The 12,008-nt window shown below is 64.3% G+C and carries 12 protein-coding genes; 4 read left to right on the forward strand and 8 right to left on the reverse strand.

The genetic code is table 11. The features are described 5' to 3' along the window. Positions 1-4: 4 nt before the first annotated feature. From L0962_RS14355 to L0962_RS14370, 4 genes are read right to left on the reverse strand one after another with little or no spacing between them, the layout of a single operon-like run. Positions 5-1,150 (reverse strand): FAD-dependent monooxygenase, encoded by a 1,146-nt coding sequence (locus L0962_RS14355; protein WP_234087138.1) that lies wholly within the window; start codon positions 1,148-1,150, stop codon positions 5-7. Next, a complete protein-coding gene (locus L0962_RS14360) occupies positions 1,143-2,441 on the reverse strand; it encodes an aminopeptidase P N-terminal domain-containing protein (protein WP_234087139.1) in 1,299 nt (432 codons plus the stop codon). The genes L0962_RS14355 and L0962_RS14360 overlap by 8 nt, the downstream gene beginning before the upstream one ends. Next, complete coding sequence (gene murU / locus L0962_RS14365; protein WP_234087140.1) at positions 2,438-3,121, reverse strand: N-acetylmuramate alpha-1-phosphate uridylyltransferase MurU; 684 nt, start codon at positions 3,119-3,121, stop codon at positions 2,438-2,440. The genes L0962_RS14360 and murU overlap by 4 nt, the downstream gene beginning before the upstream one ends. Continuing rightward, the gene (locus L0962_RS14370; protein WP_234087141.1) at positions 3,121-4,137 is read right to left on the reverse strand and encodes an aminoglycoside phosphotransferase family protein; all 1,017 of its coding nucleotides are present in this window, start codon (positions 4,135-4,137) and stop codon (positions 3,121-3,123) included. The genes murU and L0962_RS14370 overlap by 1 nt, the downstream gene beginning before the upstream one ends. Positions 4,138-4,224: 87 nt before the next feature. Here L0962_RS14370 and L0962_RS14375 point away from each other — a divergent pair, with 87 nt between their 5' ends. From L0962_RS14375 to rsmA, 4 genes are read left to right on the forward strand one after another with little or no spacing between them, the layout of a single operon-like run. Next, positions 4,225-6,732 carry an LPS-assembly protein LptD gene (locus tag L0962_RS14375; protein ID WP_234087142.1) on the forward strand — a complete coding sequence of 836 codons (2,508 nt, stop codon included), beginning with the start codon at positions 4,225-4,227 and terminating at the stop codon, positions 6,730-6,732. An 18-nt stretch (positions 6,733-6,750) separates the two neighbouring features. Next, positions 6,751-8,046 carry a peptidylprolyl isomerase gene (locus tag L0962_RS14380; protein ID WP_234087143.1) on the forward strand — a complete coding sequence of 432 codons (1,296 nt, stop codon included), beginning with the start codon at positions 6,751-6,753 and terminating at the stop codon, positions 8,044-8,046. Then, positions 8,043-9,035, forward strand: a complete 993-nt coding sequence (gene pdxA, locus L0962_RS14385) for a 4-hydroxythreonine-4-phosphate dehydrogenase PdxA (protein ID WP_234087144.1) — start codon at positions 8,043-8,045, stop codon at positions 9,033-9,035. The genes L0962_RS14380 and pdxA overlap by 4 nt, the downstream gene beginning before the upstream one ends. Then, positions 9,032-9,802, forward strand: a complete 771-nt coding sequence (rsmA, locus tag L0962_RS14390) for a 16S rRNA (adenine(1518)-N(6)/adenine(1519)-N(6))-dimethyltransferase RsmA (protein WP_234087145.1) — start codon at positions 9,032-9,034, stop codon at positions 9,800-9,802. Before pdxA ends, rsmA begins: the two co-directional genes overlap by 4 nt. A 19-nt stretch (positions 9,803-9,821) precedes the next feature. Here rsmA and L0962_RS14395 read toward each other — a convergent pair whose 3' ends face one another. The 4 genes from L0962_RS14395 to L0962_RS14410 all read right to left on the reverse strand — a co-directional run bounded on the left by L0962_RS14395 (position 9,822) and on the right by L0962_RS14410 (position 12,003). After that, positions 9,822-10,025 carry a hypothetical protein gene (locus L0962_RS14395; RefSeq protein ID WP_234087146.1) on the reverse strand — a complete coding sequence of 68 codons (204 nt, stop codon included), beginning with the start codon at positions 10,023-10,025 and terminating at the stop codon, positions 9,822-9,824. A gap of 58 nt (positions 10,026-10,083) precedes the next feature. Then, positions 10,084-10,854 (reverse strand): DnaJ domain-containing protein, encoded by a 771-nt coding sequence (locus L0962_RS14400; RefSeq protein WP_234087148.1) that lies wholly within the window; start codon positions 10,852-10,854, stop codon positions 10,084-10,086. A gap of 218 nt (positions 10,855-11,072) precedes the next feature. Continuing rightward, positions 11,073-11,264 (reverse strand): DUF2892 domain-containing protein, encoded by a 192-nt coding sequence (locus tag L0962_RS14405; RefSeq protein WP_234087149.1) that lies wholly within the window; start codon positions 11,262-11,264, stop codon positions 11,073-11,075. 73 nt (positions 11,265-11,337) lie between these two features. Continuing rightward, the gene (locus L0962_RS14410) at positions 11,338-12,003 is read right to left on the reverse strand and encodes a Crp/Fnr family transcriptional regulator (protein ID WP_234087150.1); all 666 of its coding nucleotides are present in this window, start codon (positions 12,001-12,003) and stop codon (positions 11,338-11,340) included. Positions 12,004-12,008 lie beyond the last annotated feature (5 nt).

Consider the following 12,008-nt stretch of genomic DNA (forward strand, 5'->3'; position numbering starts at 1 on the left):
CGCTTTACGGCCAGGCGCGGGCGCCCCAGATCATCCGTCGGGCGACGAAATGACGGGCCGGCGGGCAGAGGTCGAGGCCGAGCAGGCCGAGCCCGCGGGCCAGCCGCAGCGGCGGGCTGTCATTGGAGAACAGACGCACCACCTTGTCGGTAAACCAGGCGCTGCCGCGACGATCCAACTGACGACCGGCGGCGTAGGCGGCAAGATCGCTGCGGTCGACGCCATCCCGACACAGGAATTCCGCCAGTTCCCAGGCGTCGCGCAGGCCGAGGTTGAAGCCCTGGCCGGATACCGGGTGCAGCGTTTGCGCGGTGTTGCCGATCCAGACTTCGCGTCCCTTGACCAGTGTGTCGCGCAGGCGCAGCGCCAGCGGGAAGCGGCTGCGCGGGCCGGCAGCGGCGAAGCGCAGGCGCTCGCCGAACTGGGCCTGCAGTGCCGCCAGGAAGCGGCTGTCGTCCATGGCCATCACCGCGTCGGCCCGCGCCGGCGGCAGGGTGAACACGATGGAGAACTGCTCGCCGAGCGGCAGCAGCGCCAGCGGACCGTCCGGCGTAAAGCGCTCCCAGGCGCGGTTGCCGTGCTTCGGCGTCGGCGTCACTTCGCAGATCACCGCGTGCTGGGCGTAGTCGGCGACGGAAACCGCCGGATCGTCGTAGGCCGTCCCCTCGGCATGGACCAGCAGGCGGCAGCGGAAGCGGCGCATCGTGCCGTCGGCCTGGCGCAGCGCAACGGTGGCGCCGTCGTCGTCCGTATGGATGTCGATGATTTCCGCATCGGCCAGCAGGCTGTCGGCGGCGAGGTTGGCGGCCAGGGCGGCGGCGAGGTCGCGGTAGCGGACGACATAGCCGAGCGCCGGCAGTAGGTAGTCGGCCCGGTCGATCAGCGTGCGACCGAAGCCGTCTTTTTGCGATACATGGATGGTTTCGATCGGTGTCGCCGCCCGCGTCGGCCAGCTGGCGATCTGTTCGAGCAATTCGCGCGCGCCGTGCGACAGGGCCAGCGCGCGCGGGTCGGCCTGCAGCGCTTGCTGCGGTCGACGGTCGATGAGCCGCGATTTCTGACCGCCGGCGGCGAGCGCCAGATGCAGCGTCATGCCGACCGGGCCGGCGCCGATGATCAGGATGTCGACGGTTTCGACGGGCTCAGTCATGGCGCATCACTTCCTCGATCTCGGCCACCGTCTTCGGTGCTGTCGTATAGACATCGCAACCCTCGGCAGTGACGCGCACGTCGTCCTCGATGCGGATGCCGATGCCGGCCAGCGCGGCCGGTACGTCGGCGGCCGGGCGGATGTAGAGGCCGGGTTCGACGGTGACGGTCATGCCCGGCTGCAACACCGTCCATTGCTCGCCATCCTTGTATTCGCCGGCGTCGTGCACATCGAGGCCGAGCCAGTGACCGGTGCGGTGCATGTAAAAGCGGCGGAAATCGCCCTTCTCGATCAGGTTGTCGAGGTCGCCGCTGAGCAGCTTGAGGTCGACCAGGCCCTCTGTCAGCACGCGCACGGCGGCGTCGTGCGCCTCCATGAAGTGGCGGCCGGGGGCGGTGGCGGCGAAGGCGGCGTTCTGTGCTGCTAGCACGATTTCGTAGACGTCCTTCTGCGCCGCGCTGAAGCGGCCATTGACCGGGAAGGTACGGGTGATGTCGGCGGCGTAGCCGGCGACCTCGCAGCCGGCGTCGATCAGTACCAGCGTGTGGTCGTTCAACAGCTTGTCGTTCTCGACATAGTGCAGCACGCAGGCATTCGCCCCGCCGGCGACGATGGGCGTGTAGGCGTGGCCGTCGGCGCCGCGCTTGCGGAATTCGTAGGACAGCTCGGCTTCCAGCTCGTACTCGGCCATGCCGGGGCGGCAGGCGCGCATGGCGCGGGCGTGGCCGGCGCTGGCGATGTCGGCGGCGCGTTGCTGGATGGCGGCTTCGGCGTCGTCCTTGATCAGGCGCATGGCATCGAGTTCGGCGCGCAGCTCATGGATGGCGCGCGGCGCCCGTTTGCCGGCCCGGCTCTGGGCGCGCACGGCGTTCAGCGCCTTGGCGATGCGCGCATCCCACTCGGCGTCGTGGCCGAGGGCGTGCCACAAAGTGCTGCGGTCGACGAGCAATTCGGGCAGTTTTTTCTCCAGTTGCTCAATCGGGTAGGCGGCGTCGAAGCCGAAAGCCGTCTTTGCCGCCTTCGGGCCGTAGCGGTAGCCGTCCCAGATTTCCCGCTCTTCATGCTTCTCGCGGCAGAACAGGATGGACTTCGGCTTCTTGCCGCCGACCAGCACCAGCACCGCTTCCGGCTCCGGAAATCCGGTGAGGTACCAGAAGTAGCTGTCGAAACGGTAGGGATAGTGCGCGTCGCGATTGCGTACGACTTCCGGCGCCGTCGGGATGATGGCGACGCCGTCACCGATGGTTTGCAGCAGGCGCTTGCGGCGGGCGAGAAAGTGGGCGTGGCTCATGCGTTCCTCAATTCGGCATCCAGTTCGGCCAGACGTTCCGGCGTTCCTACGTCGACCCAGCGGCCGGCGTAGCGTTCCCCGCGCAGCGTGCCGGCAGCGATGGCGGCGTCGAGCAGGGGGCGCAGCTTGAGCGGCTGGCCGACCGGCACGTCCTTGAAAAAACTGGGCGAAAATACGCCGATGCCGGCGTAGGTGAGTGTTTGCTCACCCTGGGCAAAAACCACCTTGTCGCCGTCCAGGCTGAAGTCGCCGCCGCGGTGATGGGCTGGGTTGGCGACCATCAGCAGATGCGCCGGGCCGGACGAAAATCCTGCGGTCGACGGCAAAAAATGCTCAAAATTTATGTCGCACCAGATGTCGCCATTGACCACCAGGAAGGGCTGGTCGCCGAGCAGCGGCAAGGCCTGGGCGATGCCGCCGGCGGTTTCCAGCGCGCCCGGCGGTTCCGGCGAGTAGGCGATGCGGAGTCCCCACTGCGAACCATCGCCGAGTGCCTGCTCGATCTGCGCGCCGAGGTGGGCGTGGTTGATGAGCACCTCGCGGAAGCCGGCCGCCGCCAGCTTTTCCAGGTGCCAGACGATCAGCGGCTTGCCGCCAGCGACCAGCAGCGGCTTCGGCGTGTGGTCGGTGAGCGGCCGCATGCGTTCGCCGCGGCCGGCGGCAAGGATGAAGGCTTTCATTACTTGTAGCGGTAGCCGATCAGCTCGGTGTTGCCTTCGAGGCGGTCGAACAGGTTCTGCAGCGGCTTCAGCTGCAGGTAGCGGCTGGCGGTCTTGCGCGCGTAGTTGATGAAGCGCGGCAGGTCTTCGCTGTATTTTTCCTTGCCGTCGCGGTACTTCAGGCGGCAGAAGATGCCGAGCACCTTGAGGTGGCGTTGCAGGCCCATCAGCTCGTATTCGCGCCAGAAGGCGCCGAAGTCCTCGCGCACCGGCAGGCCGGCGGCGCGGGCCTTTTCCCAGTAACGGACAACCCAGTCGATTTCCTGCTCTTCTTCCCAGGAAATGAAGGCGTCGCGGAAGAGCGAGACGACGTCGTAGGTGATCGGGCCGTAGACCGCGTCCTGGAAGTCGATGATGCCCGGCGTCAGCGTTTCCTCGCTCTCGACGACCATCAGGTTGCGCGGCATGAAGTCGCGGTGCACGAACACCTTGGGCTGGCCGAGCGCCGAGTTGATGAGGAACTTGAAGGTCCGGTCGAGCATCACCTTGTCTTCGTCGGCGAGTTCGATGCCGAGGTGGCGGCCGACGTACCATTCCGGGAAGAGGTCGAGCTCGCGGCGCAGCAGGGTGCCGTCGTAGGGCGGCAGCGTCGCGGCGGTGGACGACAACTGCCACTGCACGAGCGTGTCGAGCACCGGACGCATCAGCGTGTCGGCCAGCGACAGATCGGCGTTGAGTGCATCGAGATAGCCGATGCGGCCGAGGTCGGTGAGGACGAGGAAGCCGTTATCGAGGTCCTGGTCGAGGATGCGTGGCGCAGCCAGCTTGGCCTTGGCGAGCAGACCGGCGACGTGGATGAAGGGTTTGCAGTCTTCCTTGTCCGGCGGCGCGTCCATCAGGATGCGCGTGCTGCCGTCCGGCCAGGTCAGGCGGAAGTAGCGGCGGAAGCTGGCGTCGGCGGAGGCCGGGGCGAGGGAGACGGATTGTTCGGGAAAGCGCTGGGCGACCCAGTCGTTAACAAGTTGATCGCGCGACATCGGGTGGTGGACGGTTCGTTGTAGAATGGCGCGATTCTAACACCCGGGTGCCTGCCGTTCCGGCGCTGGCCCGCTTCGCTTCGCCGCATGACAGGATTCTCCCGACGCCCGATCGCCACGCTGATCTGCTGCCTCTTTGCCGGGGTGCCGGCAGCGCGGGCGTCTGTCGAAGCGCAAGCGCCGGCTGATGCGGCAGTCCGCCCGCCGATGATGGTGGCGGTCATCGAAGCTTCGCCGTTGCGTGTCGACCGGCGCTTCGATGTGCTTTCCCGGATGCGGGCGGCACGCAAGCTGGCAGCCAGCGAGAAGCTCCCGGGGACGCCGCTGCCACCGAAACCGGATGACGACTATCCGCTGTTCCTGATCGCCGATCAGATGGAAGGGCAGACCGACGAGTCGACGCTGGCCGAGGGCAATGTCGAATTGCGTCGCTCCGGACAACTGCTCTACGCCGATCGCGTCCGCTACCGGCCGATCGACGATGAGGTCGAGGCCGACGGCAATGTGCGGCTGGTGCAGGATGGCAGCGAGATCGATGCGGTCCGGATGAAGATGCGGATGGCCGAGCAGATCGGTTTTGCCGATCAGGCACATTATTCGTTCGAGCGCGAGGTGCGTAGCCGTCTGTACGACAAGGGGCAGACGGTGGTGTCGGTAGCCAGCGTCAACGGCGCCAACAGCGGCGCGCCGATGATGCTCAACGTGCCGGACATCTATGGTTTGCCGACGGCGATGCCGCCGCGCCGGCGGACTTTTGGCAGTGGTGAGGCCGAGCGTATCGATTTCGAAGGCGAAAACCGGATTTCGCTGAGTCGTGCCACCTATTCGACCTGCAAGCCCGACGAGGCCGACTGGTATTTGCGCGCCGAACGCATGCACCTCGATCAGGATGCCAACGAAGGGACGGCAACGAATGCCTCGCTGTGGTTCAAGGGGGCGCCGATTTTCTACACTCCAGGCGCCTGGTTCCCGCTCAGCGACGACCGTCGGTCGGGCCTGTTGTCGCCAACGCTGAAGCATTCGACGAAGACCGGCCTCGACTTTTCGCTGCCTTTTTACTGGAATGTCGCTCCCAACTACGACGCTACCTTCTATCCGCGCTACATGAGTCGGCGCGGTGCCCAGCTGGGGGTCGAGGCGCGTTATCTGGACGAGTACCAGACTGCCGAATGGCGGGTCGAGTACATGCCGCACGATACCCTGTTCGGTGAGCGTCGTTACGCCTACGGCTTGAAGAACAACGTCAATTTCGGCAACGGCTTTTCCGGCAGCTTCGACTGGAATGGCGTGTCGGACGACTGGTACTGGGAAGACATGTCGTCGCGCCTGTTGCAGACCTCGCAGACCCAGTTGCCCAGACGGGTGACGCTCGCCTATGCGCCGGCATCGTGGCTGCAGACTTCGTTGCAGGTGTTGCGCTATCAGACCCTGCAACCGAATCCGGATTTTCCGATTGCGCGGCCCTATTTCCTGGAGCCGCGCATCAATGTGCTCGGCTACAAGGCCAACGTCCTGGGTACCGACTTCAGCCTGATCGGCCAGTATTCCCGCTTCACGCACGAGGAGTCGTCGATCAAGGACGTCGGTCAGCGGATGGTGCTCTATCCGCAACTGTCCTTGCCCATCGTGCATCCGGCCTTTCAGCTGACGCCGAAGATCGGGCTGCACATGACCAGCTATGCGATCGATCGCGCGCTGGCCAACGGCGGGCAATCCGAGAATATTTCGCGGACCCTGCCGATCTTCACGCTGGATTCGTCGGTGGTTTTTGAGCGTGAAGACAGTTTCCTGGGGGCCGGTTACATCCAGACCCTGGAGCCTCGTCTCTACTACGTTCGCATCCCTTATCGCGACCAGAGCAACATTCCGGTATTCGATACCGGCCTGAGCGATTTCAATTTCGCCCAGATTTTCTCCGAAAACCGCTACAGCGGTTATGACCGGATCAATGATGCCAATCAGCTGACGGCGGCGCTGACCACGCGTATCCTCGACAGCGAGACGGGGGCCGAGCGTTTCCGGGCGATGCTCGGGCAGCGTTATTACTTCGACCGTCAGCGCGTCAGCCTGCCGAATGAGACGACGCGGGAGGAAAACTTCTCCAACCTCATCGCCTCGGTCAGCGGCCTGCTGGCCCCGAAGACCTACGCCGAGATGACCTGGGAGTACAACTACAAGGACAGCCAGAACGAGCGCTTCTCCGCCGGCGTCCGTTTCCAGCCCGATTACGGCAAGGTGCTGGCAGCCAGTTACCGTTACACGCGCGATCCACTGACCGATCTGGCGACCGTCGATCAGGTCGATGTTGCCGGCCAGTGGCCGCTGTCCTCCCGCTGGTACGCAGTTGGCCGTTACAATTACTCGATGCGCGACCATCAACTGCTGGAAGCGATCGGCGGCCTGGAGTACAACGCCGGCTGCTGGGCGATCCGTGTGGTCGGCCAGCGCCTGAACGCAGTTTCCGGCACCCCCAACGATTCCATCTACCTGCAGCTCGAATTGCAGGATTTCGCCAGTATCGGCTCCAATCCGCTCAAACTGCTGCGGCGTAGCGTGCCCGGCTACGGCAAAATCAACGAATTGCCGGATAACTGACAGCCTCATTTTCATCACATGACCAGATTCCTGACTGCCCTTTGCCTTCTCCTGTCGCTGTTCGCCCTGCCGACGAAAACCGTGCTGGCCGAAACGCAGGATGCCGACTTCATCGTCGCCGTCGTCGGCGATGGCGTGATCACCCATAACGAACTCAAGTCCCGGCTGGCCGGGGTGCTGCGCCAACTCGAGAAGCAGGGAACGCCCCTGCCGCCGCAGGATGTGCTGGAGCGCCAGATGCTTGAGCGGATGATCATGGAACGCGCGCAGTTCTCGTATGCCAAGGAAAGCGGCCTGCGTATCGACGATGCCCAACTGGAACAGGCGCTCGGCCGCATCGCCGCCGGCAACAACCTGAGCCCGGCACAGTTTCGCAGCGCACTGGAAAAGGACGGTGTTTCCTATGCCCAGTTCCGCGAGGAAATCCGCGGCGAAATGACGATGGCCCGTCTGCGTGAGCGCGAGGTCGAAAGCAAGCTGGTGGTTTCCGAGGGCGAGATCGACAACTATCTCGCCAATCAGACCGCCAGCGGCGGCAACGAGGAATACCAGCTCGCCCACATCCTGTTGCGGGCGCCGGAGTCGGCTTCGCCGGAACAGTTGCAGAAACTTCGCCTGCGCGGCGAACAGGCGCTGGCCAAGGCCCGGGGCGGCGACAACTTCGCCGAATTGACCGCGGCCTATTCCGATGCGCCGGACGCCCTGCAGGGCGGCAATCTCGGCTGGCGTCCGTTGAGCCGCCTGCCGCAACTCTATGCAGAAATCGCCGGGCGTCTCGGTGAGGGTCAGGTCAGCGACCTGTTGCGTTCGTCGGCCGGTTTCCACATCGTCAAGCTGCTCGGCAAGCGAGGGGGCAACGGGCCGGTGTCGATCCAGCAGACGCATGCGCGGCATATCCTGATCCGGGTCAATGAAGTGACCTCGGAAAGCGAGGCGAAGCACAAGCTGGACATCGTTCGCGAGCGCATCGTCAACGGCCAGGATTTCGCCGAACAGGCCCGGTTGTATTCGCAGGACGGTTCGGCGGCCAAGGGCGGCGATCTCGGCTGGCTGAATCCCGGCGATACGGTGCCGGAATTCGAGCGGGCGATGAATGCCCTGAAGCCGGGCGAACTGAGCGAGGTCGTGCAGTCGCCGTTCGGCATGCACCTGATTCAGGTCATCGAGCGCCGCGAAAAGGACGTTTCGGCGGAGCGCCAGCGCACGGTTGCCCGTCAGGCGATCCGTGAGCGCAAGCTCGACGAGGCGTATCAGGACTGGCTGCGCCAGTTGCGTGACCGTACCTACGTCGAGAATCGCCTGGAGCAGCAATGAGCGAACCGGTGATCGCCGTCACCAGCGGCGAACCGGCCGGCATCGGTCCCGAACTGTGTCTGCGTCTGGCGGGGTGGTCCGGCGCCGGGCGCCCGGTTGTGCTCGCCGACCGCCAACTGCTGCAAGCCCGGGCGACGGCGCTTGCGGTCGACGTCGAAATCCGTGATTTTTCGCCGGAAACGCCGGTCGACCGCAATACTCTGGAAGTCATCCACGTTCCGCTGCGCGCGGCGGCCGACGCCGGTCGCCTCGATCCGGCCAATGCGGCCTACGTGCTCGAACTGCTCGACCGCGCGCTAGTCGGTTGTCAGTCCGGCGAATTCGCGGCAATGGCGACGGCGCCGGTACACAAGGGCGTGATCAACGCCGGTGGCGTGCCGTTCACCGGCCACACCGAATACCTCGCCGAAAAGACCGCGACGCCGCTGGTGGTCATGATGCTTGCCGGCGATACGCCGCACGGTCCGCTGCGCGTCGCACTGGCGACCACGCACCTGCCGCTGCGCGAGGTGCCCGACGCCCTGACGGCGGATCTGCTCGAACATACGCTGCGCATTCTCGACGCCGATCTGCGCGGCAAGTACGGCGTCGCCGAGCCGCATATCCTGGTCGCCGGGCTCAATCCGCACGCGGGGGAAGGCGGCTATCTCGGGCGCGAGGAGATCGAGGTCATCGCGCCGGCGCTGGAACGGCTGCGTGCCGACGGCTTGCGGCTGTCCGGCCCGTACCCGGCCGACACGATGTTCACGCCACCCGTGCTGGCCGGCGGCGACGCCGTGCTGGCGATGTTCCACGACCAGGGGCTGACTGCCCTCAAGTATGCAACCTTCGGCCGTGGCATCAACGTCACGCTTGGTCTGCCCATCATCCGTACCTCGGTGGACCACGGCACGGCGCTCGAACTGGCCGGTACCGGCAAGGCCGATGCCGGCAGCCTGTTCGCAGCGGTCGGCGAAGCCGCACGCATGGCAGCAAGGAAAAAATCATGAAGGGACATGTCGCCCGCAAGAGATTCGGCCAGAACTTCCTGATCGACCGGGGCATCATCGGTGCCATCGTCTCGGCAATCGATCCCAAACGGAACGATACCGTCGTCGAAATCGGCCCCGGCCTTGGCGCTATCACCATTCCGTTGCTGGAGCGTGTCGACCGGCTGCACGTCGTCGAGATCGACCGCGACCTGATCGCCCGCCTGAAAAAACAGCACGCGCCCGAGCGCCTGAGCATCCACGAAGGCGATGCGCTGGCCTTCGACTTCGCCAGCATCGGCAGCGATCTGCGGCTGGTCGGCAATCTGCCGTACAACATTTCGACGCCGCTGCTCTTTCACCTGGCCTGCTACGGTCAACAAGTGCGCGACATGCATTTCATGCTGCAGAAGGAAGTCGTCGAGCGCATGGTTGCCGAGCCCGGCAACGCCGATTACGGCCGGCTGTCGGTGATGCTGCAGTACAGTTTCTGGCTGGAGTGGTTGATCGACGTGCCGCCGGAAAGCTTCGATCCGCCGCCCAAGGTCGACTCGGCCGTGGTCCGGCTGATTCCCAAGCCACTTGAAGCGTTGACCGCAAGATCGCCGGCGATGCTCGAGAAAGTCGTCCAGGCCGCGTTCGCGCAACGCCGGAAAATGCTGCGCAACACGCTGAAAGGCGTGCTCGACGAAGCAGGCTTCGCGGCCTTGTCGATCGCCCCGACGCTGCGCCCCGAAGACCTGCCGGTCGAGGATTACGTGCGTATCGCCAACTATCTCACCCGCTGAAACTGGGTAGATACTTCCTTCAGTCCGGTTGTCCGGGTTTGCGGCAGGCGCTGTCCCGGAACGGCCCCTGAACCATCACCCAGCCATCGCCGGGCGGCGTTTGCGAGCAGAGGATCAGCGGGTCGTTGGCATTCTGCCAGCGGTACCAGGCGGCTGGGCCGGCGAGACTGACGCCGCTTTGCGACAGCAGGGCGACGACGGAAATGACGAAAATCGTGCGCATGAGGGGTTTCCCCGCGGGATGAGTGAATCCGCTCAGGTTACGGGAGGCCATCCGAGTGTCAGTAGCGATAGCACCGGTTGGCATTGTAATCCGCGGTTTTTCCGTTGAGCGCGTACATCCGGCAGAGCTGGCGTTTCGGTTCGTCGGCAGCCATTTTTTCCTCACGCATCTTGGTCTCCTTCTCGATCTGGGCCTGTTGCCATTTCTCTGCCTGTACCCGTGCTTCGTGGCGCTCGCGTTGCATTTCCAGCATTTGTGCCTGGGCGTTCGCCCGATACTCCAATTCCCGCTGGCGCTGTTCTGCTTCTCGCTGGGCGATCTCGTAAGAACGATCAATCAACTTTTCCTGATTGTTGATGCTGCCCTGAATCTGCATCCGTTCGTTCTCTGCGCGGTAAGTGTCAGTTTGAATGGCGCTGTTGTCGCGCCGTTCCTGAATGCTGATCTGCTTTTCCTGTATGGCTTTGTGGTCGTTCTGGCCGAGGAATTTATAAGCGCCGAACGCCAGCAGGCAAAGCGAACCACCGAGCAGCATCCGCTTGGCAAGCGAAGGTTCGGTCGGTGCAAAAGCCTCGGAGTGCCAATCACTTTGCGGCGTGGCCCGCTTATCGCTGGGGGCGTTGAGCGTCGCATCGTACCTCCGGCGACGGTCGGCGATCGACAGGGTGGCGTAGGCTTCTTCGACGAAGATCAATTGATTCCGTGCATCCTGGTCACCTGTCTGCATCTGGGCCTTGAGCTTTTCCGAGAGCTTTTCGTAGGCGGCCGAGATGACTTCATCGCTGGCTTTGCTTGAGACCTGAAGCAGGTCATAAAAAGTGGATTTCATGATCGTGACGGATGAACGGGAGTTTTGTCTTTTGATGAAGGCCGAATCAGGTCAGCCGGTCATCTTTGCGGCAATTATGCCATCCCCCTCCGCCAGATGCTTGCCTGCAGTGCAGGTGCGAAAGCTTCTGGCTGCGGGCGTTTCCGCAGAAAACAAAAAGGCGGCTCGGGTTACCCCTGCCGCCTTCTGCGAAAAAGCCCGGAAAGCCTTGCGCCGTCTCAGTCCTTCTTCAGCGGGCAGGTATTCATGCCGAGCAGCGGATAGAGCGGGCACCAGCCCATCAGGCCGGTGGCCAGGGGGACGACGCCGATCCATGCCCAGACCGGGCCACCGGTGAGTGCCCAGGCGATCAGGGCGATGCCGGCGACGATGCGCAGGATTTTGTCGATGCCACCAACGTTCGGTTTCATAGCGGTTCTCCATCAAGGGTTTGTTGACGGTGCCAATGTACGCGCCGGCGGTGATGGCGGTATGTAACCTGGGTCACACAAGGGCCAGTTTCTGCAGGCCGCTGCGGTCGGTCACGGTCAACTGCTCGCGGCCGAGGGAAACCAGGCCCTGCGCGGCGAAGCCCTTGAGCAGCCGGCTGACGATCTCGCGTACGCTGCCCAGTTCATCGGCCAGTTGCTGGTGAGTGACGTTCAGCGTGTCGCTCTGCCGGCCGAGGATCAGCTTGGCCAGCCGCTGGTCGAGACGAGCGAAGGCGACTTCCTCGACCAGTTGCATCAGTTCGCCGATGCGTTCGGCGAACAGGTGGAAGACGAAATCGCGGAATGGCGGATGTTCGACCAGCAGGCGGGAGAATTCGCCGACCGGCAGGGCGAGCAGCGTCAGCGGCGTTTCGGCGATGCCGCGCGCGTTGTAGTCGCTGTGGCCGAGCAGGCAGGACGACGAAATGATGCACGAGCCGCCCGGCACGACCCGGTAGAGCACCAGCTCGCGGCCGCTGGCGGCCTGTTTGACGACCTTGATGCTGCCGTCGAGCAGGAGCGGAAAACCCTGGCAGGGCTGATGTTCGGCAAAGACCTGCGTACCGGCCGGCAGGTGCAGCGCCTGGCCTGCCAGCAGACGATCGAGTCGGGCCGTCGGCAGGCCGTGCAGCGCCGGGTAGAGATTCAGGATACGGGTGCGGTCGACCGCAGCATTCATCGAAA

The organism is Azonexus sp. R2A61 (assembly GCF_021401135.1).
GTDB lineage: Bacteria > Pseudomonadota > Gammaproteobacteria > Burkholderiales > Rhodocyclaceae > Azonexus.